This window comes from Sphingomonas sp. P3_C5, assembly GCF_056402635.1.
On record NZ_JBFUHA010000011.1, the window covers coordinates 1 to 25655 of the forward strand.

27 protein-coding genes and 1 pseudogene are annotated in these 25655 nt (G+C 62.8%); 8 read left to right on the plus strand and 20 right to left on the minus strand.

All coding sequences use genetic code 11. From position 1 onward, the window contains the following. Together AC1DVS_RS22045 and AC1DVS_RS22050 are read right to left on the minus strand one after the other, a co-directional pair. Positions 1–193: pseudogene (locus AC1DVS_RS22045) on the minus strand (hypothetical protein); the annotation flags it as partial. Further along, positions 177–692, minus strand: coding sequence for a helix-turn-helix domain-containing protein (locus tag AC1DVS_RS22050; protein ID WP_478026405.1), 516 nt, complete (start codon positions 690–692; stop codon positions 177–179). The gene AC1DVS_RS22050 and the pseudogene AC1DVS_RS22045, both read right to left, overlap by 17 nt. A 228-nt stretch (positions 693–920) precedes the next feature. Between AC1DVS_RS22050 and AC1DVS_RS22055 the strand changes: the two genes are divergently transcribed. From AC1DVS_RS22055 to AC1DVS_RS22070, 4 genes are all read left to right on the plus strand, one after another. Beyond that, positions 921–1340 carry a type II toxin-antitoxin system RelE/ParE family toxin gene (locus AC1DVS_RS22055; protein ID WP_478026407.1) on the plus strand — a complete coding sequence of 140 codons (420 nt, stop codon included), beginning with the start codon at positions 921–923 and terminating at the stop codon, positions 1338–1340. Then, positions 1324–1653 carry a helix-turn-helix domain-containing protein gene (locus tag AC1DVS_RS22060; RefSeq protein WP_478026408.1) on the plus strand — a complete coding sequence of 110 codons (330 nt, stop codon included), beginning with the start codon at positions 1324–1326 and terminating at the stop codon, positions 1651–1653. Before AC1DVS_RS22055 ends, AC1DVS_RS22060 begins: the two co-directional genes overlap by 17 nt. Before the next feature lie 36 nt (positions 1654–1689). Further along, entirely contained in the window at positions 1690–2535 is an 846-nt protein-coding gene (locus AC1DVS_RS22065; RefSeq protein ID WP_478026409.1) for an NYN domain-containing protein, read from the plus strand. Between the two features lie 235 nt (positions 2536–2770). Next, the gene (locus tag AC1DVS_RS22070; RefSeq protein WP_478026411.1) at positions 2771–3094 is read left to right on the plus strand and encodes a hypothetical protein; all 324 of its coding nucleotides are present in this window, start codon (positions 2771–2773) and stop codon (positions 3092–3094) included. Between the two features lie 246 nt (positions 3095–3340). Here AC1DVS_RS22070 and AC1DVS_RS22075 read toward each other — a convergent pair whose 3' ends face one another. The 7 genes from AC1DVS_RS22075 to AC1DVS_RS22105 form a co-directional block, all read right to left on the minus strand. Further along, positions 3341–3994, minus strand: coding sequence for an imm11 family protein (locus AC1DVS_RS22075; RefSeq protein ID WP_478026413.1), 654 nt, complete (start codon positions 3992–3994; stop codon positions 3341–3343). Positions 3995–4350: 356 nt separating this feature from the next. Continuing rightward, positions 4351–5010: an imm11 family protein gene (locus tag AC1DVS_RS22080; RefSeq protein ID WP_478026415.1), complete on the minus strand. Its 660-nt coding sequence runs from the start codon at positions 5008–5010 to the stop codon at positions 4351–4353. Between the two features lie 80 nt (positions 5011–5090). Beyond that, on the minus strand, positions 5091–5723 hold the full coding sequence (locus tag AC1DVS_RS22085) for an imm11 family protein (protein ID WP_478026647.1): 633 nt from the start codon (positions 5721–5723) through the stop codon (positions 5091–5093). A 142-nt stretch (positions 5724–5865) separates the two neighbouring features. Next, the gene (locus AC1DVS_RS22090; RefSeq protein WP_478026417.1) at positions 5866–6588 is read right to left on the minus strand and encodes an imm11 family protein; all 723 of its coding nucleotides are present in this window, start codon (positions 6586–6588) and stop codon (positions 5866–5868) included. Between the two features lie 66 nt (positions 6589–6654). Beyond that, positions 6655–7386 carry an imm11 family protein gene (locus tag AC1DVS_RS22095; protein ID WP_478026419.1) on the minus strand — a complete coding sequence of 244 codons (732 nt, stop codon included), beginning with the start codon at positions 7384–7386 and terminating at the stop codon, positions 6655–6657. Continuing rightward, entirely contained in the window at positions 7383–8048 is a 666-nt protein-coding gene (locus AC1DVS_RS22100; RefSeq protein WP_478026421.1) for an imm11 family protein, read from the minus strand. The genes AC1DVS_RS22095 and AC1DVS_RS22100 overlap by 4 nt, the downstream gene beginning before the upstream one ends. A 682-nt stretch (positions 8049–8730) precedes the next feature. Further along, positions 8731–9024 (minus strand): Hpt domain-containing protein, encoded by a 294-nt coding sequence (locus AC1DVS_RS22105; protein WP_478026422.1) that lies wholly within the window; start codon positions 9022–9024, stop codon positions 8731–8733. Positions 9025–9106: 82 nt separating this feature from the next. Here AC1DVS_RS22105 and AC1DVS_RS22110 point away from each other — a divergent pair, with 82 nt between their 5' ends. Further along, positions 9107–11539, plus strand: coding sequence for a coiled-coil domain-containing protein (locus AC1DVS_RS22110; RefSeq protein ID WP_478026423.1), 2433 nt, complete (start codon positions 9107–9109; stop codon positions 11537–11539). A gap of 9 nt (positions 11540–11548) precedes the next feature. Here the strand turns inward: AC1DVS_RS22110 and AC1DVS_RS22115 are convergent, their stop codons facing one another. From AC1DVS_RS22115 to panB, 5 genes are all read right to left on the minus strand, one after another. Beyond that, on the minus strand, positions 11549–11977 hold the full coding sequence (locus tag AC1DVS_RS22115) for an Hpt domain-containing protein (protein WP_478026425.1): 429 nt from the start codon (positions 11975–11977) through the stop codon (positions 11549–11551). 141 nt (positions 11978–12118) lie between these two features. Beyond that, entirely contained in the window at positions 12119–13501 is a 1383-nt protein-coding gene (der, locus tag AC1DVS_RS22120) for a ribosome biogenesis GTPase Der (protein ID WP_478026426.1), read from the minus strand. A gap of 72 nt (positions 13502–13573) precedes the next feature. Next, positions 13574–14899 (minus strand): outer membrane protein assembly factor BamB family protein, encoded by a 1326-nt coding sequence (locus AC1DVS_RS22125; protein ID WP_478026428.1) that lies wholly within the window; start codon positions 14897–14899, stop codon positions 13574–13576. Further along, positions 14896–15597, minus strand: a complete 702-nt coding sequence (locus AC1DVS_RS22130) for a tetratricopeptide repeat protein (RefSeq protein ID WP_478026429.1) — start codon at positions 15595–15597, stop codon at positions 14896–14898. Before AC1DVS_RS22130 ends, AC1DVS_RS22125 begins: the two co-directional genes overlap by 4 nt. Positions 15598–15666: 69 nt before the next feature. Further along, positions 15667–16527, minus strand: a complete 861-nt coding sequence (gene panB, locus AC1DVS_RS22135) for a 3-methyl-2-oxobutanoate hydroxymethyltransferase (RefSeq protein ID WP_478026431.1) — start codon at positions 16525–16527, stop codon at positions 15667–15669. Positions 16528–16662: 135 nt separating this feature from the next. Between panB and AC1DVS_RS22140 the strand changes: the two genes are divergently transcribed. From AC1DVS_RS22140 to AC1DVS_RS22150, 3 genes are read left to right on the plus strand one after another with little or no spacing between them, the layout of a single operon-like run. After that, positions 16663–17127: a hypothetical protein gene (locus AC1DVS_RS22140; protein WP_478026432.1), complete on the plus strand. Its 465-nt coding sequence runs from the start codon at positions 16663–16665 to the stop codon at positions 17125–17127. 4 nt (positions 17128–17131) lie between these two features. Continuing rightward, the gene (locus AC1DVS_RS22145) at positions 17132–17614 is read left to right on the plus strand and encodes a hypothetical protein (RefSeq protein WP_478026434.1); all 483 of its coding nucleotides are present in this window, start codon (positions 17132–17134) and stop codon (positions 17612–17614) included. Then, a complete protein-coding gene (locus AC1DVS_RS22150; RefSeq protein ID WP_478026435.1) occupies positions 17607–17819 on the plus strand; it encodes a helix-turn-helix transcriptional regulator in 213 nt (70 codons plus the stop codon). Before AC1DVS_RS22145 ends, AC1DVS_RS22150 begins: the two co-directional genes overlap by 8 nt. Positions 17820–17982: 163 nt before the next feature. Here the strand turns inward: AC1DVS_RS22150 and AC1DVS_RS22155 are convergent, their stop codons facing one another. The 6 genes from AC1DVS_RS22155 to AC1DVS_RS22180 all read right to left on the minus strand — a co-directional run bounded on the left by AC1DVS_RS22155 (position 17983) and on the right by AC1DVS_RS22180 (position 25540). After that, a complete protein-coding gene (locus tag AC1DVS_RS22155; protein WP_478026437.1) occupies positions 17983–18264 on the minus strand; it encodes a DUF427 domain-containing protein in 282 nt (93 codons plus the stop codon). 11 nt (positions 18265–18275) lie between these two features. Continuing rightward, a complete protein-coding gene (locus AC1DVS_RS22160; protein ID WP_478026439.1) occupies positions 18276–18629 on the minus strand; it encodes an arsenate reductase in 354 nt (117 codons plus the stop codon). A gap of 5 nt (positions 18630–18634) precedes the next feature. Then, positions 18635–19087: a GNAT family acetyltransferase gene (locus AC1DVS_RS22165; protein WP_478026440.1), complete on the minus strand. Its 453-nt coding sequence runs from the start codon at positions 19085–19087 to the stop codon at positions 18635–18637. 116 nt (positions 19088–19203) lie between these two features. Next, positions 19204–19767, minus strand: coding sequence for a helix-turn-helix domain-containing protein (locus AC1DVS_RS22170; RefSeq protein WP_478026442.1), 564 nt, complete (start codon positions 19765–19767; stop codon positions 19204–19206). Between the two features lie 498 nt (positions 19768–20265). After that, complete coding sequence (locus tag AC1DVS_RS22175; RefSeq protein ID WP_478026444.1) at positions 20266–21501, minus strand: ATP-binding protein; 1236 nt, start codon at positions 21499–21501, stop codon at positions 20266–20268. A 67-nt stretch (positions 21502–21568) separates the two neighbouring features. Then, complete coding sequence (locus AC1DVS_RS22180; RefSeq protein ID WP_478026446.1) at positions 21569–25540, minus strand: NACHT domain-containing protein; 3972 nt, start codon at positions 25538–25540, stop codon at positions 21569–21571. Positions 25541–25655: the final 115 nt, after the last annotated feature.

The window sequence follows — 25655 nt, forward strand, 5'->3', positions numbered from 1 at the left end:
TGGCAGGATCGGTTAKGTGCGATCCGATTGCCGCCATGACGTCACTTTGCCAGGCGCGCGGGCCGGCGAGACCACGCAGCACGCCTTCACCCCAGGAGTAGATCAGCTTGGCATGACCAGCAGGATCGTGGGCGAAGTCCATCATGCGATCGATCACCCGCTGGCGATCTTCGAGGCTAACCTGATCGGGCACGGATGCGGGCCTTGTCGGGGACGTAGAAAGGGGCTGGCACCTTCGCCTTTGGCCGGAATGGGATCACCGGCGGCTGGTGATCCGCGACCCGGGCAAGTGCCCTTTCGATCATCTCCTTGGCGGTCGGATCGCTTCGTTCCTCCTCGCGGATGCGCCATTTGCGGGGCTGGCGGACACGCAGCCATTGCAGCGCCGCGTTGGGATCGGGGGCGAGCTGGTGCTTGTAGGTGGCGTAAACCGGATCAGGGTCGCCTGCGTGCTTGAAGACCTTGGTACGCTCGACGCTGCACCCTACGGCACGGGCGTAAAGCGAGCGCTCGACACGCGCATCGGCGTGCTCCTTGCCGCAGACGACTGCCTTGGCGAATTCCTCATGGGCGTTGCGCCAGCGATAGATGGTGCGCACGCACACCTTGAAATGCTCGGCGAGCTCTTCGTCGGTTGCACCCAGGCGGCAGAGTTCGGCTGCCTGCTCAGCATAGTCGGGTTGGTAGATCATGGCAGCGGAATAGCGCGGGTGCGGGAGGGTTTGAATCAACCTAGGAGGCGGCCGATCGCGGTGAGCGTGTTGGGAATGTCAGGAGGGTTCTGACTTTTCCAAAGGGAAGTCTTGATATATTTATTATATATATCAGTTACTTACTAGAATTCAGCTTGCTGGCAAGCTTGGCTCGTTTCTGAGAAAATACGCCATCGCCACAGTGACTCCGTTGATATATAACGCTATGTGTTATATATATGCCCCCTGACCCGGAGGCAGGCCATTATCCGCATCTTCAAGAATGGCTGGTTCGAACGGTTCGCGCGTAAGGAACGACTGACTAGTTCGGCGCTACGGGAAGCCGTGCAACGTGCTGACAGCGGGCTGATCGATGCCGATCTTGGCGGCGGTGTCATTAAGCAGCGGGTGGCGAGGCCGGGCAAAGGCAAGTCGGGCGGTTATCGCACGCTGATCCTGTTCCGGCAGGGTGACCGCGCGATATTCGCCTTCGGTTTCGCCAAGAATGCACAGGCCAATATCTCGAAGACGGATCTGGCGGTGTTGAAGGATGCGGCGACAGAGGCACTGGGCTGGAGTGGCGAGGACCTGGACCAGTTCGTCGCGTCAGGAAGGCTGGTGGAGATCGAGGATGAACATGAAGACTGACAAGGGCTATCGCAGCGAGATCGCTGGCGCGATCCATGAGATGATGAGCGACGCGTATGATGCGGGTGTGGTCTCCCGCGCGACGCTACGCACGTTTGACGAAGCGTGCCTTGCGCCGGCTCCGGCGCTGGCGGGCGACGAAATCCGCGCGATCCGCGAGCGTGAGCATGTCTCGCAGCCGGTGTTCGCCGCCTATCTCAACGTCTCGCGCAATCTCGTGTCGGATTGGGAGCGCGGCGTGAAGCGCCCCGGAGGCCCTGCCCTGCGCTTGCTGTCCATTATTCAGCGAAAGGGCTTGGGAGCTGTCGCGTAACTGCCCCATGACCCATCATCACATCAGGATCAGACCTTGGAAAATGACCAACCGACGGCGCAGACGCCCAATCGCAGGATCGCGTTGCTGATCGATGCGGACAATATCTCGCATGCCAAGATCGCTCCGATGCTGGCTGAGCTCGCCAAATATGGCACCGCCAATATCCGGCGCGCTTATGGCGACTGGGGCAGCCCGGGCCTGAAGGGCTGGAAAGACAAGCTGCACGAGTTCGCGATCAGGCCGATCCAGCAGTTCAGCTATTCGACCGGCAAGAATGCCACTGACATCGCTCTGGTCATTGATGCGATGGAGCTGCTCTACACCCAGAAGCTGGACGCCTTTTGTATCGCGTCGAGCGACGCCGATTTCACGCCGCTGATCATGCAGCTCAAGGCGAACGGCCACGACGTCTATGGCTTTGGCGAACGCAAGACGCCCGCGCCGTTCGTGAATGCGTGCACGACCTTCCTGTATCTCGACAGCCTGGGCGATCAGGCAACGCCCGCCGCGTCGCCCGAGCCGGCTGAAAAACCCAAAACTGGCGACAAGTCGGCCAAGGCCGAGGTCAGGGCGGAAGCGGCTATACCGCCCGCCCCGGCCCCGGTGACGGGCAAATCCCTCGCGCAGGACGCGAAGCTCGTCACGATCCTCCGCGGCGCAGTCGAGGCGGCAGCCTGGGATGACGGCTGGGCGTCCATGTCGGGCGCCGGAAGCGCGGCCAAGCGCCAGGCATCGATCGATCCGCGCAACTATGGCGTGAAGAATTTCCCCGCGTTGTTCGAAACGATCGGCCTGTTCGACATCTACAGGGGCGACAACGGCCACACCTATGTCGCGGACAAGCGCAACAAGGACAAGACGGCGCGTCCGGCGCGGTGAACCTGGGTGTGCGGCCTGAGGCGAGGCCTGGAGTTGGAAGACCGATGCGGATTGATACCAGGTCAGAGCGGGCTATGTTTCGATGGAAACACGGACCAGTCTGGAGTCTTTGTGGTCGCGTGCTTGTTTGCGAATAGCCGGATTCCACCTATTCGCGGCAAACTCCAGGGGACGCACAGTCCGACAGGAAGGGGGATAAGGTGCAGACAGCAAAGGCGCCGCTCATAATGCGGCCATGAAGCCGCCAACGTCAGCGCGATCGGTGCGGTTGTCGTCGATAGCTCTATGCGTCATCTACGCTGTCGCCTTCGTCCCAGCCTCGTTCCTTGCCTATATCGGGATGAGATGGATGGACGGTTCCGGGCGAGGCTGGCGCACCCAGGTCGCCGCGACTGCCCTGCTGATAGCGTGGTTTCCTTTGTCCCTGGGCCTCACCTTTGCGTGGCAAGCCGCACGGGCGAGAAGCGGACTGTACCTGCTCGCGGGCGTTGTCTTCGGCCTGATCGCGCTGATCTGCTATGCCGTCGTCCTCGCCTGGGGCGGCGGCATGCTGATTTAGGGTGCACGAACGAACCTAGTGAGCCCGGTTTCAGGGTCCTGCCCCCAATCAGGCGCTTGTCGATCACGTGACTGGCGATAGGCTACGCAGCCCCTCGAGAGCTGGCGCCATTCAGGAACTTCAATCTCCGATCCACCGGTTCGAGCAACATGCATTCCGAAATCGCAGCGCACAACGGCCAAGCGTTTAAGGCGAAGTATGAATTTCGAAAAATCACTATCTCTATAGACCCTTACACTACTTCTTCTAAACCTCAGCAATGCCGGAGGCACTAAGCTTTACGCCACTCAAATCGGATGCCTTCAAGGCGTCACCGAATTCTTGAGAAAGCCATATGGCACCGTTATCTAAATGCTTATCACGCCACAGCTGAGATTGCCCGATCTGGGCGCGGCTAAAAACAAGTTCTGGTTCGACACGCATGTCAAATCCAGCGGGAAGGTCATCTGGGAAACGATCCCTGACCTCCTGCGCGGTCCTCCATATTTTTCCGCGCAGCAAAACGAACGTTGTTTTGCCCCTATCGATGCTGTCGAGTCTTCGGCACACAACAAAGAAGTGCCGTTTCTCAATGAGCAATCCAGCTTTATCAACAAAATCAACCGGCACAAATTGATGAATCCCCGGCTCCCGTTCTTCGATGAAGGTTTTGGCCCTGTTCGAAATATTCACAAGATGCTGCGAATTGAAGTCACCGATAGATGATCCTTTCGGCCCCTTCCATTTCATCCTGGTCGGGAACCCATCGAGAGCACATCGACGCCCCGCATAAACACTTTCAAAGCTGACGCCGCCATCAGGCGTCCGGTCCACCGCGCGAATCCCTGCGATATTTCCGTCGAGCGGCTCGGCACCGTACAGGAATTTCCCGGCTGGAACGATATTCAGGCCGTAAACCATCACTCAATCTCCAGCGCATGGGTCGCGATAAGCCCGCGCCCAGCCTCTCCCAACTACGCCTGTCATTCGCCGCGATCCGGGTCGACGGCAGTCATTTGCTCAGGCCCCCGATTGATCGCTGCAAACCGGCCTCGACCGAGAACCACCATCCACCCCGAGCCGTTAAAGTCAGGTGATGGTGCGGCCGTTGGTGGGAGCCGATTGCGGCCTGCACCGCCGGCCGGTTCAATTCACCCCGTCCCGATCTTCGTTGCGATGCGCGCGCGCTGGAACCCGGAGAGGTTGGTGGTCTTGTCCAGCGCGTCAATCAGGATCTTGATTTCCGTCGGCGAAGGAATCGTCTGAAAAGGTCGCGCTCAAACCGCGTCCACGCGGCTTTCGGCGAGCCGGAGGCCCGTTATTCCTGTGGCCAGAAATGCCTCAGCCAGCTTGTCCGAAATAAACGCGCCGCTGCCCAGGAACTTGTCGTGCCAAAGCTGAGCGCCGCCGATCTGATTGAGGTTGAACACAAGCTTTGCGGGTTGGTCCGGATCGATATCGGGCGGAATTTCAACACCTATCGCAACGAGGTTTTTCGCTGAATACCAGCCGAGCCCGGGCGTCAGGACCATCGTCGTATGCTCGCGATCCAGGCTGTCGATCCGGTTACAAACCACGAACCAGTACCGGTTCTCCAGGAACTTGCCCTTCCGATCGACATACTCGACCGGGACGAACTGATGGACATCCGGCTCCAGGCTTTCGATCAGTTGCTTGGCGCGCTCGGACACATTGAGCATCGGCGTCTTGTCGAAATCGGGGACAGGGTTGCCCTTTGGATCCTTCCAAATGGCCCGCTTGGGAAGGCCCTCCGTCTCCCTCGGAAAGCCACCAGTGCCGGCGCCGCCGTCGGCCGTGGTGATCGCCTTCGCCGTGGCAACGTCGCCGTCCAGCGTCTCAACCTTGGGATAGTAACCCCATTCCGGCTTCACGTTCAGACCGTATACCATCACGCCACCCCCGTGCATCGCGCGCATTCATTGTCATTTGCAACAGTCGCCACGCCGTCGCAGGATCTTGATTTCCGTCGGTGAAGGAATCGTCTCAAGAGTCGCAATCACACTGCTTCCCCACGGCTTTCAGCGAGCCGGAGGCCGGTTATTCCAGCGTCCAGAAATGCCTCAGCCAGCTTGTCCGAAATAAACGCGCCGCTGCCCAGGAATTTGTCACTCCAAAGATGAGCGTCGCCGATCTGATCGAGGTTGAACACAAGCTTCGCAGGCCTGTCCGGATCGACACCGGGCGGAATCTCAATACCTACCGCAACAAGATCGCTCGCAGGATACCATCCCAGACGGGGTGCCAGGACCATCGTCGTATGCTCCCGATCGAGGCTATCGATCCGGTTGCACACCGCGAACCAGTACCGATTCTCCAGGAACTTACCGTTCCGATCGACATACTCCACCGGCACGAACTGATGCACGCCCGGCTCCAGGCTCTCGATGAGGTGTCTGGCGCGCTCGGAGACATTGAGCATCGGCGTTGTGTCGAAATCAGGCACCGGATTGCCCTTTGGGTCCATCCACTTGACCCGCTTGGGAAGGCTCTCCGTCTCTCTCGGAAAGCCACCGGTCCCGACGCCGCCATCGGGCGTGACGATCGCCTTGGCCTTGGCAGTATCGCCGTCCAGCGTCTCAACCTTGGGATAGTAACCCCATTCCGGCTTCACGTTCAGACCATAAACCATCACGCCACCTCCCGCGCATCGCGCAGCTGATCAATCACGCGCAGACGCCGCCACCCGCTCGCCGGCGAAGAGTTGGGCGGCCCGTAACAACCGTGACATGTCGATCATGATCGCCCGCGGAGAACAACCCGCCACGCCAGGCTCAAATCTCTTCGACATGATCAAGGTAGGAATGATGGGGCCCCCAACCGATGATGCCTTCAGCCTGCATGGCATCCCAGAATCGATCGCTCACGATATAAACCGTGCCTGAGTGATACCGCCACTCGCACCACATCGCCCGCCGCGATGCTTCTCCCGCGTTCATGATGATGTGCGGCTGCCGCCCACCAGCCGTGATGTCACCGAATTTGCGGCGTCCTCCACCAAAATCCATCCAGACCACATTGGACCTCTCGACATTGATCACCTCGGCTCTGGTGCAGATATTGAGCAACCAGCGCTTCGCCGGATGCACTGAGCCGTCGGGATTCAGCATCTCGTAGGGGATGAACTGGTGAATGCCTGGTTCGATGCTCTCGATGATGTCGATCACCCTCTGGGAAAGCGCATATGTTCCAAAGCTGGTGCTGATGATATCGACGACAGAGTCTTCCCGACGCTTGAGCTGATCGCGGAGCGGAGCATCGAAAGCCGGAAACCTCCAGCCGTCGTGCAAGTAGGGCAAGCCACCAAATGATAGCTCCGGATAGTCGGCCGAGTCTCTATTTCGGTCCCCAGCCATGTATTTTTCACTGAGTTCATGAGCGAATTTTCGTGCGACGTCGTCGAACCGCGCGTGGTCGCTAGCGATCTGCACGATGCCGGGCGACCAGTAACGGCCTCGGTCCCAATCCTTATATGCTCCTTGAACGAACCAGGCCATCATGTTCCCCTTCTGCCTATGGTGCGCACAACCCTTGTCGTTCGTATGCGCCGCCGCCCTCGCCTTCTACTTCACGCCCATCGGCACAAAATTACACCATTTTGGGAAGACGCCGCCGATCTTGAACAGCAGCTCCTCGGAGAAAACCATGGAAGTGTCCCCACTGTAGAAGAAATGCCGGCCTGAAACTCTGGCAGCATCCAGATAGCCGAAATGCTCAGATGCGTAGTGCTCTCGGGTCGTTTCCAGCCAATCAGGAGTCCTATAAAGCGGATACTCCCCGCTTTGGCTCGGCTTCCAATTCATATTATTCGCTTCAGGATTCAAAGGATTGCTTATCGTAGAATTTAGGTAGAAAAAATAATAGAATCTGGAGATAACTCCGTCAGGATGCTGCGCATCTACCGGCAAAAACATGTGTCGGCCGGGTTCAAGCTCCTCCAGATGACCATAAATGCGATCGCTTATCTGACTGGCGTCCTGAGGCACGAACTGGACGCTGCCAGCCTCGCTCTTCTGCGACACCCTGGCCTTGATTGGAGCTTCCCACTCCGGCAAAAATTTTCCTTCCGCGTCAACGATCAAGCCGGAAGAGCGCAAATTCCATGTTTCTCGGAGAGCGTATGAAAATATCTTGTCCTTCCGCTTACGCTCGGACGGCAGCACCGAAAAAATGTCGGGCATCCCGCCGCGCATCAGCGCGTCGAAGTTCGTCATCCGATAGAAAATCGGACCGCTATAGCCTTCCGGCACCTTGCCTCTGATCGGCGGCGGCTTGACGATCGGGACGATGTTCATTGCGCTTCTTCCATGCCTTCACCATCTGGTCGGAGGCCAAGCCCGGTCAGTCCTGAGTTGCGCAAAGCTGCTGCGAATGCGTCGGAAATCAGGATGCCGCCAAGGTCCATGTGCTTGTCGCGCCAGATATGGGCGCCGCCAATCCGACTTTTCTTGAAGACGAATCTTCCCGGCTTTGCAGGGGCGATATGAGACGGAATGTTATCTTTCTCACCCCAACGAACGAGATCGCTTGCTGCCGACCAGGTCTTTGCAGCACTTAGCACAAAGGTGGTGTGTTCCCGATCCACGCTGTCCAATCGGTTGCAGATCACCAGTGAATAGCGATGTTCCAGAACATTGCCCTTGGCGTCGACGAAATCGACCGGCACGAACTGATGCACGCCGGGTTCCCACTCCTCGATCAATGCTTTCGCGTTTTCGGAAACATTGACGAGATTCTGCCGGTTGAAATCGCCGATGATGGAGCCCCGGGGACCCTTCCACCGCATTCGGGTCGGGAAATGGTCCGTATGGCAGCGCCTGCCCGCGCTCACGCTTTCAAAGCTGACCCCGCCATCGGGGCTGCGGTCGAGGGCGCGAATGGCGGCGGTGTTGCCGTCGAGGAGTTCGGCGGCATACAGAAACGGATTAGCTGAAACGATATTCAGGCCATAGACCAACGCACGATCTCCAGATGGCTTGCCGCCATCTCATCAATACCAATCATGCCGTACCCAGCTTAACGATCTCATCGCAGCGCTCTTCCGCCACGCTTCCCCTCGCCTTGATTCACATTAAAGGCTCCATCGCGCATCCTGTGACATCGACCGCCCCTTGAGCGGCAGGAGGAATTCCCGATGTCACGGCCAGCGACGCTCCACCCGGTGAAACCAAACCCATTTCAACCCGACTCGCAAAATTGCACGAGTAAAGGGTCACTATATTCCGAATATGGCTATCGCCGCGGCGCGACGAGGCGGCCCGGAGCCATGAAAGCTACAAACACGCACGGGCAGCGCGCCGCCTTCGCGCTAATAAAGGGATTCAAATTTCATACTGCACGGTGGCTCGCAAAATGCGACGAATACTGGACTCGCAAAAACCGCGCTGACCAAAGAATACTCTCCACCCGGCCTCGCGTTCAGCCACGAGCAGCCGATCGCCGCAACGTACCTTCGGCGTTACTGTGGAGTGATAGTAAAAGAATAATGCGAGATACAATCTCGCACAGTTTCAACCACGTACCTGCCCTTTACAGGGTACTCATGGTTCAGAAACGCGGATTTTATGCGCGATCGCAGCCGGTCTCGCATACATCGACCGGCCCTGAGCGGCGCCAAATCGGCCCCGGTTCAACCGGCCCTAAAGCCGCTCGACCGCCCGCCGCAGCTTGCGCAGAGTCACCATGTCCTGGGGCGGCACATCGGCCGCGTCGGTGGCGATCGCCATCAGGCGGATCGCGCCGAAGCTCGCCGCCAGGCCCTTCAACCGCCACGCCGCGGTGCGCCATTCCTGCGGATCGCGGGCACGTTCGAGATTGTCCAGGCCACGCTCCACACCCTCAAGGAAGGCGTTGCGCAACTCCTCGATCAGCTGGGGTTCGTCGCCTACCGCCGCAGCGAGAGTCGCATCGATTGCACCGGGATCATAAGCCATGTCGTAATTTTACCGGGAAGCGCTTAAAGGAAGGTTTCCCTATTCGCTTCCCGAAGGCGAAATTCATGGTTAAGCAATGATGATGAACAGGGGATCGCGCATTATCGGTCTGCGTTCGCGCAACGACGTTGCCGAGCATGAGGCGCGCGCCGCGGCGCCGGAGCGCGTAACGGCGCCAGAACGCGTAGCGGAGCCTGAGCGCGTCGCGGAGCCCGAGCGCCCCGTGGAGCTTGAACGCCGGGTGCCTGAACGCCAGCCCGAGCGCGCCGCGGAACCCAGACCGACTCGGCGCGAGCGGGCGCTGGTGGCGGAGCCCGAGATTCAGCAGGAGGAGGAAGAGCTCGACGCGGCGCCTCTCGGTCGCGGCGGCTGGATTTTGCCCACCCTCGGCGTTCTGGTCTCGCTCGCCTGGATCGGCGCGATGCTCTGGCTCGCCTGGCCGAGCCCGCTCGCGGCGACACCGATCGAGCTGACCGGCTTCATCGCCGCCTTGTGCGTGCCGCCGATCCTGGTCGGCATCCTGTTGCAGCTTCGCCTGCGCACCAGCACGGCCGAGGCGCGGCGCTTTGGCGCGACGGCGCGCGCGATGCGTGCCGAGGCCGCCAGCCTCGAGCGAACGGTCGCCGTCCTCTCGCGCGCGATCGATGCGCACCGGGCGAACCTTGCTGAACAGACCAACGCGCTGATGGCGCTTGGCGAAACCGCGGCCTCCACTGTGGCGCGGGTGAGCAGCGAGCTGGCCGAGCAGGTCAGGCTTGCCGATGCGCGCACCCATGACATCGCCGACGCGGCACAAACTGCGCAGAACAATGTCAGCATGTTGCTCACGACAATGCCGCAGGTTCGCGCCGAGACGGCCGAGATGGCCGCGTTGCTCGAACAGACCGGCGTCACCGCCGGCGAGCATGCCAGCGCGCTCGATGCCCAACTGGTCGCCCTGACCGAGCGCGGCCGGGTCGCTGAATCGGTCGCCACCGGGGCCACGCAGAAGCTCGCCGACCACATCATCCGGATGGAATCGACGAGCGAAACGGCGGGCGCGCGGCTTGAATCCGTCACCGGCGAAATGTCAGCCGCGGTCGATGGCCTGCTCGACCGGACCGCCCAGGCAGTCGACGAAGCGCGCAAGGGTATCGCCGCCCAGGGCGAGGCAATGCTGGCCATGGTCGGCACCAACCAGGCTGCGCTCGACCGCACCAGCCGCGACAGCGTCGAGGCGCTTGCCGCCCGGATCAGCGCGATCGAAGCAGTGATCGACCGCATCGGCGCCCGGCTGAGCGAACAGCGTGTCGCGAGCGAAGAGGTCATCACTGAGCTCGATACCGGCTTCGCCAAGGTCTCGGAGCGCCTCGAGGCGTTCCACACCCAGGGCATCGACCGCACCCAGTCGCTTGCCGCCTCCATCAGCGCGCTCAGCGGAAGCGCCGACACAATGGCCGAGGCGCTCAGGAACGGCGACGCTCTGGCGGTCTCGGCGATCGGCAATGCCGAACGGCTGTTGACCGCACTCGACGCCGCCGCGCGCGAGATGGACGAGACCCTGCCTGCCGCGCTTGCCCGGCTCGACGGGCGGATCGCCGACAGCCGCCAGGTGGTGGGCGAGGCCAAGCCCGAGCTGCTCGCGCTCGTCACCGCCGCCGAGGCGACGCATGACGCGGTCGAGGGCGTGGCTCATGTGCTGTCCGGCCAGCGCGCCTCGCTCGACAAGCTGTCCAGCACCTTGGGGGAAATCCTCAGCACCAGCCGCGCCAAGGCCGATGCGGTGAGCGAGGTGGTCGAGGAGACGATCGGCCGCAGCAACCGTTTCTCGGACGATGCGGCGCCGCGGCTGATCGACGCCCTGCTCCGTGTCGGCGAGACCGCCGGCGCCACCGCCGACCGCGCCCGCGAGGCGCTTGCCGCTGTCATTCCCAACGCCGCCCTCGCGCTCGAACAGGCGAGCGCCGAGGCGATGCGCCGCGCTTCGTCGACCGCCGTGGAGCAGCAGGTCGCGCTGCTCACCGAGGCCGGCGAGGCCGCCGTCGAAGCCGCGCAACGCCTCTCCGAGCGGCTCACCCGCCAGATGCTTGCGATCACCGATTCGACCGCGGTCATTGAAAGCCGGATCGAGGAAGCGCGGGTCGAGCGCGAGGAGGCGGATGAGGCCACGTTCGCGCGGCGCGTCTCGCTGCTGATCGAATCGCTCAACTCAGCCTCGATCGACATCGCCAAGACCTTCTCGACTGAAGTGTCGGATGCCTCCTGGTCAGCCTATCTCAAGGGCGATCGCGGCGTCTTCACCCGGCGCGCGGTGCGGCTGCTCGATGCCGGCGAGGCCCGTGAGATCCACCGGCTTTATGACGATGACGCCAGCTTCCGCGAGCAGGTCAACCGCTACATCCATGATTTCGAGGCAATGCTCCGCGCGATCCTGGCGCAGCGCGACGGCTCGCCGATTGGCGTGACCTTGTTGTCGTCGGATATGGGCAAGCTCTATGTCGCGCTCGCCCAGGCGATCGAGCGGCTCAGGACCTAGGTCCAGACCTTAAAGCGCGCGGCGGCCGAAGACGGGCGGGGGGCGACGTTCCACCAGCGGGTTGGCCTCGCGCTCGAGCATCTGGAGGGTGTTCTCGAACAGCTGACCCAGGGTCACGACATGCTCCAGCGCCTCGTCGGGCGTATCGCGATTCTCGACGCAGCTGCGTGCGATCATCTCGATCCGCTCAGCGGTCAGGCCGAGTGGTTCGGCGCCGAACTGACGGGCCTCGCCCTTCAGCGTGTGGGCCGGGATCACCATGGCGGCGGCATTCTGGGCGCGCATCGCCGTCTCGATCGCCGCGACCGACTTTACCCCGTCCTCGCGGAAATATCCCAGGATGCGCACAAAGCCAGCGCCGAGCTCAGCGCGAGCCCGGGTAAACACCGTCCAATCGACCAGGCTGCGGTCCTCAGATGACACTAAATTCTCCCCCATCGAGGCCGCCACAGGCCGCGAGGATGCGGATTCGTCCTATCAGGGGAGAGTAAAGGATGCGTTGACGACTCGCCCCATGCCCCTCCGCAAGACACTGATTCAAAGTGTTGCGGAAGCCCGATATAACGCTTTTGGTTTAAGTTAACGGTCGAACGGATTTTTCGGTGCACGCAGCGTAAGGCGAACCGGCACGGCGCCAAAACCCAGATCGCGGCGGATGCCGTTGATCAGGTAGCGCTGATAGCTGGTCGGCAATTGATCGACCCGCGTGCCGAACAGGACGAAGCCGGGCGGGCGGGTCTTGGCCTGGGTGAGGTAACGCAGCTTGATCCTCTTGCCGCCGGGTGCGGGCGGCGGATTGGCCTCGATCGCCTTTTCGAACCAGCGGTTCAGCTCGCCGGTGCCGATCCGGCGGGACCAGGCCTCCCGCGTGTCGAAGGCGACCTTGAGCAGGGTGTCGATGCCCTTGCCCGTCGCCGCCGAGACAGTGAGCACGGGCATGCCCTTGATCTGGCTCAGCCCGTCTTCAAGCGCGCCCTTGATGCCGTTGAACAGGGAGCTCGCATTTTCAGCCACGTCCCATTTGTTGATCGCGACGATCAGAGCGCGCCCTTCCTGGAGCGCGGCATCGGCGATGCGCAGGTCCTGCGCCTCGAGCCCGCGCGTCGCATCGAGCAGCAGCACCACCACCTCGGCAAAGTCGATCGCGTGGAGCGCATCGGCAACCGACAGCTTCTCGAGCTTGTCCTGCACATTGGCGCGCTTGCGCATGCCGGCTGTGTCGATCAGCCGTACCGCTCGGCGCTCGCCCTCCGGATCCTGCCAGGTCCAGTCGATGGCGATCGAATCGCGGGTGATACCTGCTTCCGGCCCGGTGATGAGGCGCTCTTCGCCGAGCATGCGGTTGATCAGGGTCGATTTGCCGGCGTTCGGCCGGCCGATGATCGCGAGCTTCAGCGGGGCGGAGAGATCGTCTTCGTCCTCCTCCTCCTCGGGCGCAGGCACCATATCGTCGCCGCCCTCGGGCTCGACATGCGGCAGCAGCGCCTCGAACAGCTCGACCATGCCCTCGCCATGCTCGGCGGACAGCGCCACCGGATCGCCGAAGCCGAGCGCCAGCGATTCGAGGATGCCCGATTCGCCTGCCTTGCCTTCCGCCTTGTTGGCGACGAGGATCACCGGCGTGGTCGATCCGCGCAGCCACCGCGCGATCTCCTCGTCGAGCGGCACGAGGCCGACCCGCGAATCGATCAGGAACAGCGCGACATCGGCCTGGGCAACGGCCGCCTCGGTCTGCGCGCGCATCCGGCCGGGCAAGGAGGCTGCGTCCTGATCTTCGTAACCGGCGGTGTCGATCACGCGGAATTCCATGCCGACCAGCGTCGCATCGCCCTCACGGCGATCGCGCGTCACACCCGGCCGGTCGTCGACCAGCGCGAGTTTCTTGCCGACAAGGCGGTTGAACAGTGTCGATTTGCCGACATTGGGCCGGCCGATAATCGCGACCACGGGAAGTTTAGGCATTGCGCGCCTTACCGCGCCTGCGCCCGTTCGTCACCCCGGCAGTGCACCGGGGCGACGAATGGGCGAGTTCGTTCAGCGATAGGCCGAGATCCGACCCTTCTGATCGAGCACATAGAGCGTCGAATTGGCGACGACCGGCGGCAGGCTGAAGCCCTTGCTGTCATCGATCACAGCGCCCTCTTCACCCGTCTCGGGCGATGCCGAGACGATCTGGCCGCGCGAGTTGGTGAGGATCAGGCGATTGCCCGCCAGCACCGGACCATACCAGGTGTAGGGGTTCTTGCGGCCCTTCTCGCTCTTGTAATGGCGGAGCTGATGGATCCAGCGCACCTTGCCGGTGGCGCGCGCGAGACAGACGAGGCGGGCATCGTCGGTCACGAGGAACAGCCACTCGCCTGCGACCCAGGGGGTCGAGATGCCGGCGAAATTCTGCTCCCAGATCCGCTGACCCGAGACGATCTCGAGCGCGACGGTGCGGCCGCCCTGGCCGACCGCGAACACAAGGCCGCGATCGATCACGGGATCGGCATCGATATCGGCGAGCGAGGAGACCGAGGTCGAGATGCTCGAACGCGACAGCGCGTCCTGCCACAAAGTGCGGCCATTCTCGTAGCGATAGGCGTTGAGCTCACCCGAGGAGAAGCCGGCCACGACCGTGCCCTGGCTCGCAGCGGGCGCCGCAACGCCGAACACGCCCTGGCTCTCGATCGAACCAGACTGAGTCCAGACCACCGAGCCATCGGCCTCCGACAGGGCGAACAGCTGATTGTCCTGGCTCAGCACGTAGAGGTTGCCGTCCGAGATCGAGGGTGCGCCGCGCAGCGGACCGCCCGGCTTCGCACGCCAGAGCTCGGTGCCGTTGGCTGCGTTCAGCGCCACCACATCGCCGATGCCGTCGGTGGCGTAGACCTTGCCGTCATCATAGCTCACGCCGCCGCCGAAGCGGGCGCCGCGGGCCTTTTTGTCGGGCTTGGCAATCGTGGTCGACCAGAGCTTGCTGCCATTGGCCGAGTTAAAGGCGTGGACGGTCGCATCGACATCCATCGCGAAGAGCTTGCCATCGGCGACGACCGGCGACGCGGCGAGGCGCTGACGGTTCGAGCCGCCATCGATCTGGGCGCTCCAGGCGCGCGACAGAGTGCCGCCGAGCGCGAGCTGGCCCATCGACTTGGCGGCGTTGCCGCCGGGCTGCGCCCAGCTGTCATTGGGAGTGGCCGGGGGCAAGAGGACCTGGACGTCGCCCAGGCTCTTGTCCGCGGTGACCTCGCTCTCGGACATCAGGATCGGCACGCGATCGCCGAGTGTCGGGGTCTTTTTGTGGCCACCCTTGATAATGCCGCATGCGCTCAGCGCGAGGAGCGCCGCAATCGCGACCGGCACCCGGTTCTTGTACATCATTGCGCTTTCTTTTCCTCAACCGGGCTGACCGCCCCGGCACTCATGGTTTCCGCGAGTGTGCTCGCGCGGTGACGGATCGATTCGGGCACCGTCTCATCATTCGCCATCTGGCGGAAGAGCGTGGCCGCGAGATCGGGCTTGTTCATCTTGATATAGGCGGCACCGACCAGTTCGCCGGCGCTGCCGAACCAGGGGTTCCCCTGCGCGGCGAGCGACCGCATCCGGCTGACGACGACATCGGGCTTCAGCGTATCGAACTCAGCGCTGGTCTGGCGGATCAGCGCGAGATCGCGGATCGGCTGGCCGGCCGAGGCATCGCCGGCGATTTCAGCGAACTTCGCAGCGGCGCCCTTCAAATCCTTGTTCTGCAACAGGATATCGCCCTGAGTGAAGCGCGCCATTGCGCGGTAGCCGGGGACCTTCGAACCAGCGAGGTCGTCGAGCGGAACCTTGGTTGCGGCGACATTCTGCGCGACCAGATCGTCATAGACCTTTTGCAGCTTCTCGCCCTGATCGCCCGCGACCTCTGCCTGATGGTACTGCCAATAGATGAAGCCGCCGAACGCAGCGAGCGCGAGGACGACGGCGCCGACCATCCAGCGGCCATAACGGGTCCAGACGCTTGCGAGCTGATCGCGGCGGAGTTCTTCATCAACCTCCCGCAGGAATGCTTCGTCGGTATTCGGCGTGACGGCCAAGTGGTGCTCCATCGGGGCTGGGCTGGAAAGGCGCGGACCTTAGCGGTGCCGCCGGACAAACGGAAGGGATCAATCCTTGGGCGCGTAGGTCTGCTCGGGGCCGGGAAACTGGCGCGACCGAACCTCTGCGGCATAGGTCTCAACCGCGGCGGAAATACGGCCGGCGAGATCGTCATAGCGCTTCACGAAGCGCGCGGTGCGCTCGAACAGGCCGAGCATGTCCTCGGCGACCAGCACCTGCCCGTCGCATAGGGCCGAAGCGCCGATTCCTATGGTGGGACAGGCAACCTGCTGGGTGATCTCCACCGCGATTGGCTCGACCACGCCCTCGACGACGATCGAGAAGGCGCCGGCCGTAGCGACCGCGACCGCATCGGCGACGATCTTCGCGGCTTCCGCCTTGTCGCGGCCGCGTGCGCCATAGCCGCCGAGGATGTTCACGGCCTGGGGCGTGAGGCCGACATGGCCCATGACCGGAATGCCGCGCTCAGTGAGGAAGCGGATGGTGGGCGCCATTGCCTCGCCGCCCTCCATCTTCACCGCGGCGGCGCCGGTCTGCTTCAGGATCCAGGCGGCACTTTCGAACGCCTTTTCGGGCGAGGCCTCATAGCTGCCGAACGGCATGTCGATGACCACGACCGAATGATAGCTGCCCCGCACCACCGCGGCGCCGTGCGCGGCCATCATCTCGAGCGTGACGGGCACGGTGGAGGGCAGGCCGTAGACGACCTGGCCGAGGCTGTCCCCGACCAGCAGGATGTCACAGTGCGGATCGAGCAGCTGCGCGGTGCGGACTGTGTAGGCAGTGAGCATCACCAGCGGGGTGCCGCCCTTGGCCTTGCGAATCGCGGGGATCGTCAGCCGCTTCATCGGCGCCGGCGTCGGGTTCGCGCGGCTGGTCGAGGTGTCGATCGTGTAGGTCGTGGACATGGCGCGCTGTTAGCGCCGCAACGCGCCCTAGGCCAGCGCCGGCGAACCTCCAGCCGGACGCGGTGTTTGCAACGCTTGACTTAATGTTCGATATCCTTTACATGATGTCGTATTGAGCTAACGCTGGAGGAAAAAATGGCGTTTCGTGAGAAGATGGTCTGGGGATCGACCGCAACGACGATCGTGATCTGGGGCTGGTATTTCCTGGGGTTCGTGTCCGCGCTCGAGGCACCCGTGTTCAATGTCAGCGTCGAGGTCGGCAAGTTCGTGTCGGCGGTTGTGGCGCTGACTGTCGTCCAGATCGTGGTGGCGATCGGGCTGGCGATCTCCTCGCCGGCGGAAGCGCAGGCGCCGGAGGATGACCGCGACCGCGAGTTCGCGCTGGTTGCTTATCGCGCCGCCTTCGTCACGCTCAGCGTGCTGATCGCGACGCTGACGGTGGTGGCACCGCTGACGATGGCGACCGCGCCCGCGTGGCTGGGCGGGAAGCCGATGAGCCTGGTGCCGATCGTGATCAGCAACGCGCTGCTCCTGTCGCTGGTGATCGCCGAGTTGGTGCGATCCGCGACTATCCTCTTTCTCTATCGCAAAGGCAGCTGACATGATGACGAACCTATCCGACATAAACCTGGCCGAAGCCGGCGTGCCGTACCGCGAGAAAAGCGCCTGGGTGGCGGTTGCGGGCATGGTGATTGGCTATGGCGGCTATTTCGCCGCGATCGCTACCCTGCCGCCGCAGATCATCGGCGGCGATCCTCCAGGCATGGTGCTGAAGCTGTTCGCCCTGCTCAGCATCGCCACGATCGTGCGGCTGCTGATCATGGGGGCGGGCACGCTGGCGATCCGCGCCTCCTCCCCCGACGATGCCCGCGCGCCGGCCGATGAGCGGGACCGGGCGATTGCCGGACGATCAGCCGCGATCGCTTATTATGTGATGATGACGGGGATGGTCCTGGTCGGGATGGTCATGCCGTTCTCCGCGCGGGGCTGGGCGATCACCAATGCGGCCCTGTTCGCGATCGTGGTTGCCGAGCTGGCACGCTATGGGACGATCATCGCCGCTTACCGGCGAGGCTGGCATGGCTAACATCCCGATCTCGAACAATATCCGCACGCTGCGCTTCATGGCCGGCGAGATGACCCAGGCCGATCTCGGCGCCCGGATCGGCATGACGCGGCAGACGATCGCGGCGATCGAGGCGGGGAAATATTCGCCGACGCTCGAGGCTGCGTTCCGGATTGCCCAGGTGTTTGGGAAGACGCTTGATGAGGTGTTTCAGTGGGAGGGGTGATGGCCTTCCCTTCCCCTCTCCTTTCAGGAGAGGGGCAAGCTGCGTAGCAGCGCGGGGTGAGGTTGAGGGGGTGGCGCTCATTTAATCACCCTCACCCTTCCCAAGCTTCGCTTGGGCCCCTTCCCTCTCCCGCTGGGAGAGGGAGAAGAAAGCAATCCCACCCCTACTCGACCGTCACGCCCTTCCAGAAGGCGTATCGATCCTTGATTTCCGCCGCGGCGGGTTTGGGATCTGGGTAGAACCAGACGGCGTCGGGGTTGCGCTTGCCGTCGATAACGAGGCTCTTGTAGCTCGCCACGCCCTTCCATGGGCAATTGGTGTGGGTGTCGCTGGCTTCGAGCAAAGCCGCGTTCACGCTTTCGGGCGGGAAATAATGATTGCCCTCGACGACCACGGTATCGTCGGATTCAGCGATGACGGTTCCGTTCCAGCGTGCGGTCGGCATGTATCGGCTCCTCAGTTTCCCAGCCCTGCCCCCAGATAGGTATCGGGCTTGAACCCTACCAGCAGCGTGCTGCCCGATTCCAGAACCGGCCGCTTGATCATCGAGGGGTTGGCCAGCATCAGCGCGATCGCCTTGTCCTCATCGAGATCGGCCTTGTCGCTGTCGGGCAGAGCGCGGAAGGTCGTGCCGGCGCGGTTGAGCAGTATCTCCCACCCGACGACACCGGCCCAGCGCCGCAGCGTGGCTTCATCGATGCCGAGCTTCTTGTAATCGTGGAAGGTGTAGGCAACGCCGTGCGTATCGAGCCAGGTCCAGGCCTTTTTCATCGTGTCGCAATTCTTGATGCCGTGCAGCGTGACCGCCATTTTCCTCAATCCTTCAAAAACCGGCCGAGCGTGACGACCTGTTGCCGCTCGAGCCCCAAGGCCTCGTAGAAACCGAGCGCGGCTTCGTTGTCCGCGCGGACCATGAGCTGGATCTTGGGCGCGCCGCGGGCGCGGAGCCAGGCTTCCGCCGCCGCCATCAGCACGCGCCCCAGCCCGGAGCGCCGCCGATCCGGCGCGACCGCGAGATAATAGACCCAGCCGCGATGCCCATCGAACCCGACCATGACCGAGCCCGCCAGACCGCCCTGCCCCGCCCCGCCGCCTTCACCCCGGACGATGAGGATGGTCGAGCCGGGCGCGGCGAGCGCGCGGGCGAAATCGGCCCGGGGATCGTTCCACGGCCGGGTGAGGCCGCAGGCTTCCCACAAGGCGATGACGCCTTGCGCATCCGCTTCGTGCGCCTCGACCGGCGGGGAGACTTCAGGCGGGTTCGACATGGCCGCGCTGTCGCTCAGGCGCGGGCGTTGCGCAAGGTTTCGCGCAGGCCAGTGAGCCCTTGATCCGACGATGAGAAAGAAGCGGGCGGGTGTGAGCCGTCTGCCATGAGGGTGTTTTAGGGGATGTTGTCCGCGGTTTGAATCGAGGGCGATTGTTGGGAATGTCCGTATCGGGCGAGTTCCTCGCAGACCCGGGTCTCGACGCGCTCGGCAAAGCGGATTGCGTCAGCGGCTTCCTTTTCGGCCATGATCTTGTCGTAGCGCTCCTGCGCCCTGCGGAACTGCTCGGCGAGGCCCGGATCCTCCGGGGGTTTGGGAGGCGCAGGCGGCCGGCGCGTGGCGAGCCATTGTTTGGCGGCACCGACATCGGCGGGGACATGGACGGTGACCGGCACGATGACCGGCTCCTTCGCTCCGGCGGGGTGGAAGATTTTCACATCGGAATACTCATAGCCGCAGGCGCGCTCGTACAGCGCTCGCTCGACCCGGTCGTCGGCGAATTCCTTGCCGGCGGTGAGCGCCTCGGCGAACGCGTCATATTCGGCGCGCCACCGATAGAAGGTGCGCACGCAGACGCCGAGGATATCGGCGATCTCGCGATCAGTGGCACCGTTGCGGCACAGCTTGCGCGCCTGCTCGGCATATTCGGGGCGATAAGTGGTGGGGCGTCCTGCGGTCATGAGGACTGGGTAGCGCGGGTTGTGGTGGGGTTGAATCAACGTGCCGGCGGGGCGGGTTTGGTGGGCTGTCGTGGGCTGGTTGTGACATAATTCGGGGGCGGATGCGGTGCGCGAGTTGGGGTTTCACGAGGGGGAATGGGTGGGAGTGGGCGCGTGTGGCGGTTGAATTATGTCATGCCTATCCGGGGGGTGGGCTGTTGGACGGGGCCGTGAAGAGGGAGTGTGGTGCGCGGTTTGAATCGCGGGTGGCTGTTGGGAATGTCATGCGGGTGCTGACATTGTTCTGTCAGCGTAGGGTGCCGGTATTTATCAACTAATATATTGATATATATCATTTATATATGGAATAATACTTACTGCAACGTTGACACGCGCGGCAATCTCTACTCACACGTGATCATTGAGCCAGTTGCATAAGGGGCTTTCACGCCTCTCACCCAAAACGCACCCGTCACCGTAGCTGGTAGCATAGGTGCGGCTCGAGAACGTAGTCCTGCGCTACCAACCCGCAACTTCACGCGCTGCATCCCGTAACGCCATCATCTCGACGGTGCGATCCGCCTGAAATCGGTCGGCGCCGCGATAGACGACGATTGAGCGGTCGCATCTCAGCGCCTCCCGCGCAGCATAGAATCCCTTGCTCAGCGCAGGATTAGCGCTCTTCTTGATCTCGATTCCCCAAGTCTCTTTGCGCCGCGCGAGGACAAGGTCCATCTCCGAAGTGCCGTCGTCGGTGCGGAAATAGGCGTGTCGCGCATCGGGGTCCGCTGCCGTGATCAGAGCTTCGATTGCGTGGCCCTCCCAACTGTTGCCGGCAGCGCCGTGCTGATCAAGTGCTCCAGCATCGGCAACGCCGAGCAGGGCGTGCAGCATCCCCGAATCACGGATGTAAAGCTTGTCCGGCAACCTGAGCTGCTTGCGATCATTGGTAGTCCACCGCGGCAGGCGCCGGAGGAGCTGTCCGTCGCAGCCGGAGTCGACAAATCGGACCGCGTGGTTCGCGACGATGCCGAGCGCGTGACCAATCCGATTGGGATCAACCTCAGTGCCTTGGTGGGTCGCGATGCTCTGCCACCCCCGTCGAACCGCTTCAATTGGGAGGGCAGTGCCATCCGCATAAAACCCGCGGCCGATCACGGCCTCTATAAAGGCCTGCCGCCACCCGAAGCTATGCTCGTCAGTGTCGGCAAGGTAGCTCGGGGGGAAACCACCGCGAAGCCAGAGTCGCATTTCCTCCTCGCGTGGATCGACTTCGGGTACGGGCGATTGGGCCTGGGCGATGAGTTCCAGCTCAGGAAGAGGCGGCGGATCGCCGATCTCCTGTGCTTGCAGTGGGGTGAGTTCGATCGAAGCGAGGTGACCGCCCAGATGCTCTGCCGCGTTGCGCCGCATCCATTCACAGTCGGAGCTGAGTAAAAGGAAATGGCCAGCCCGCTGGCCCTCGCGCCCTCTCAGCTCGACTTGTGCCCGGAGTGCTTGGAGCACGTCCGGTGCCCGGCTGATCTCGTCGAGGACAACAAGACGCCCGATCTGTCGTGCCAAAAACGTCGCGGGGTCGGCCAATTGTGCGCGATCCTCGCCAAGGGCGAGGTTGAAGAACAACGCGCCCTCAGTGGAATCGGCAATCGTTCGAGCGAGCGTCGACTTTCCGACCTGCCGCGGCCCGAGCAACGCCACGCACGGGAATGTGGCCAGCCGTTCCCGTAGGTACGGAGCGAGCGCGCGGTCGATCACGCGTGGCCTCTAGCGCTTGCTCGCGTCGTGCCTGCGCGATCTGCGCGATCTGAGCGCGCCGTCATCACTATCGCGCCAGATCGATAACCACGACCGCGAGTTGCCCGCGTCGCGCCTCCGGAATGCGAAGCTGGAGCGCCACACGTAGCTCCGCAGCGCTTCGGACCGGCGGCGCTCCCTCGGGAGGACGCGTCAGCCGCTTCGCAGGGGCGGTTACATCGCCGAACCACAGAACGACATAGATACCGCGTCCGGCTGCGCGCCATTCTTTGGTGTAGAAGCGGTCCAGCTGATCGATTGCCGCATCCCAGACGTTGGAATGCCATTGCGCTTTGATCTCCACCGGCACCAGCGAATCGCCACTGACAAAGGCGATGTCGCTGCGCTTATCGCTTGGCATGCGCGGTTCCGTCGCTTGGCTGACACCGCGTGGTAGCTCCCGCTGGAGCCACTCGACCAAACGGTCTCGGCAATAGTTCTCGCCATGAGGCGTACCATCGGATGAGTAGAAGGCAGCGAGCGGATTGGTTTCGCTACCCTGCAGCTTCGCCTGGACGCTTGCGAGACTGTCGAGCAACATGGCGTGCAGATCATCGATCGAGGCGGGCGGTTTGTTGCATGCCATCGCTGCGATTCGCTCTGCCGTTACCGGAGCGAAATTGGCTTCATTACGCGCACGTCGCTGTTGCGCGGCCGAATGTCGGATGAGATCCGAATAACTATCCTGCTTGCCCGAACGTAGTGCGGCGAGGCAGTCCATCGCCTCCTCCGAGGTATCGCCGGCGAGCGTCACGATCGCCCAACGTAGCAATTCGCCTGCGTCCCAAGAATTCATGTCACCGGACGTCACCCCAATCGGATGGCTGACGTTCGGCCACGGCTCACGGAAGGTGCTGACGATCCACGCGAGTTGCTCAGCCGTAACGGGTATGCGCCCGCCCTGCTCGTCGCGGCGAAGCCTGCTGCGGATTGGCCAGATGAGGCTCGGCAGCGCCGCTGCGGTGCGGTCGAGATCGGGTCGGGCTCTCTTGAAATCGGCGACGAAGGCGACGGCGAGCCAGGCTATGGCGCGTTCGGGATCGACCGCTGGGTCGGGGCGGCGCCGTTGCCACAAGCCCGCGAGCAGTGTCAGCTCGCGCGCAGACAGCATGCCTTCGATCAGCTCGAGTTCGGTCGTGAGCGGCAACGACGGATAGCGCTCGATCCACTCGGCGGCGAGGCGCGCGCCCAGTTCTCGAAGCGCCGGCGCGCGCATCAGGCGATACAGGCCGGAAACATGATCGTGCCGTGCCTGGAGTTGCGGTTCGATGAGAAGTCGGAAATCTTCCGCAAACGCGATGGGATCTAGCGCCAGCCTGCGTTCCAAGCGCCCGGCGAAGTCATCTATCTTCGCGTGGTCGTCGAGATAAGATTCGTTCTGTAGGGTAAGCCAGCCGACACGCAGCGTGTCGCGCGGCACGTCGTCGAGAGCGCGCTCGCCGCGAACGCGTTCGGCAAGGCCCGCAACGATCGGATAAACCATGTTCCAAATCTGTCGTTCGGCAAATCCTTTCACCACTTGGGCGGCCGTCGGCAGGTCGCCCCTGAAAAGCGCAGCTTCGAAACCCTGGGCAGCGGCCTCGGTGATCGCATCGCCAAGCCAAGTTCGCACCCGATCAATGGGCGCCTGCTCGCGATCGTTGTCGCGATAGAGACCGAGATACGCGCGCGCCGCCGGCACGATCCATTGTAGCTCGCCGGCACGCAATGCAGCGTCATGGGCTAAGAAATCGTCGCGATGCTGCGCGTGCGCTGCCTGACGTTCTTGGTCCTCCCTCAGCCGCCGCCGCTCAAATTGCTTTTCCCAGCGGTTGGTAACCGGTCGCGCCAGCTTGCGCAGAAGCGTCAGCAGCTCACTATTGCCGCGCGCATACAGGCGGGCGATTGCGCGCGCCTCCGCCGTCAGGCCCTCCTGCGTTCGAGCGAGCTGCACCAAGTCTTTCCACTGCTGGTCGTGCAGCTCATCGCGAACATCTTGGGCGGCGAGTTCCTCGAGAAAACCAAGTGCGTCCTGTGCAGTCATTCCCAGCGCCCCAAGTGTTTCGCGCAGGCGCCAGCCCCGCTCCCACAAGGTCCTGTCGCTCGTACCGAAGAGCGCGTGACGCTGGACCGCGCGACGCAAAGCCAGGTTGGTGCGGAAAAATTCCTCCAGTTTCACGTGATCGTCGCGGCTGCGGCCATGATAAGGGTCTAGCAGCTTCAGCCATCGCCAGACGCGCGCCGGTGTAATTTGATCGTCGGGAAGCGCCTTCAGGATCAAATTGCTGGCGAGGTTCGCCAGCTCCCATCGGCGCTCCCAATTGTCTTTCGAAGCCGAGATGGGGACATAGTCGGTCAGGAGATCGAGAAGGCTCGCCGCGCGCGGGCTCATAATCTTGCGGGCAAACAGCGTCATCGAGCCGGCGGCCTGACGCGTCCATTGGCCGGCCTGATCGATCGGTGACAGTGAATAGCCGAGAAAGGCGACAATCGTCTCGACAATCTGCTGGTCGGTGAAGAGTTGGAGGTCGAGGTCGGTCATCGTCTCGAGCGCCAAACGCGTCGAATCTTGGTCGGCAAATCTCCGCAGCATGTCGATAATCGCAGGCCAAGCATCGCTCGCCATGACGTTGGCCAGCGCCTCGGCGGCTTCGACGCGTTCGGAGAAGGTCGCCTCCGCGTTCAGCACCAAGGCCAGCAGTCTCGTCTCCATCGCGGCAGCCAAGGGCGATTCATTAATCGCCTCAAGCAGTAGCTTGCGCAGATGGAAATTGCGGCTCTGATCGAGAATGCGCTCGAAATCGGCCTGCAAATCTGACCGCGCCAGGCCATGGACCGATAGCTGCCCCCAATCCTGCGCGCGAAAATAGGGATCCTCGGCGGCAAGTTTTTCGAGCGTCTCCAGCAGTAGCCGCGCCTTCGGCGTCGAGAGCGCGCCGGCATCGCCATAGCGCACCACGCCGAACGGATCGGTGGCAATCACATGCGCGGCGGCCGCGTCACTGTAGTAGGCTATCCAGGCGTGCAGGCCGCGCAACGACGCGGGCACAGTGTCGGCCAAGGTCAGCAGTGAAAATAGCCGGCGGGACGACACATTCGCGGCAAGCAGCCCGGAAAGCCAACGCGCACCGAGATATTCGCCGATCACCCGATGCAACGGCGCGAACCGCTGCTCGCCCACCGGTACAAACAACCGGCTCGCCAGCACCGCGCGGGCTGCCTTGCCCTTTGGCAGTTGCTCCACGTCACGAAGCGCTCGGTCGTTCTCGTCAACACGGGCGACCGCGCGGGTCGAGATCGCATCGGCGCCGGTCAAAATCTGCAGCGCACTCGCGGCGCCCGCCGCGTCTAGCGCCTCGGCTTCGCTGAGGTTGCTCAGCGGGGAGACTTCGTGCTGGATTGCCTCTTCGCGCCAGAGGATGTTGCACGCGGCGCGAAACAACTCGCCTCGGCTATCCGGCAGTGCAGTCGTGCCGGCCACGTCGGCGAACAGGCGCAACGTCAGTGGATTGCCGTATAGGCTGTCCAGGTCGCGTGCCTCGAGATGCGTTACCAGCGTCTCGGGATCGCCCGCTTGCACATGAGCCGCAAGATAACGGAGCGCTTCCGCGCGCGAAAGCGGCAGCAGGGTCAGGATGATCGGCGCGCGGCCATAGTCTGCTTCTATATCCTGTGCGGCCACCGCTCCCTGCCAGTCGGCCGCACGGCAGGACAGGATAAAGTCAGGGCGACCGACCGCGTCTAGCTTTTCGAGCACGCGCTGAACCGCATCCGCCTCTCGCGCCGTCACGACCTCGTCGAGCGCATCGATAATCAGCGCTCGACCGTCCACGGCAATCGCGCTGCGGCGGAGCAACTGCTTCGCCGTGATGAACGGCAGGCCGGAACGCGATGCTGTCTCGCGTAGTAGCACCGATTTACCTTGCCCGGGCTCGCCAAGTACAATGATCGGCCCCGGCAGAGACAAGATTTCATCTTGACCGATGACTTGGCTTTCACCGTGCCCGTCGATGTAGCTCAAGGAACGGACTATGTTGCCTCTGCTGCCCGTCATGTGATCAACCCTTTGGGCACCCGCAGGCGGATCCTGCACTCGGCGACTGCTACACCGAATACCGACAGTATCGCCGCAGTCT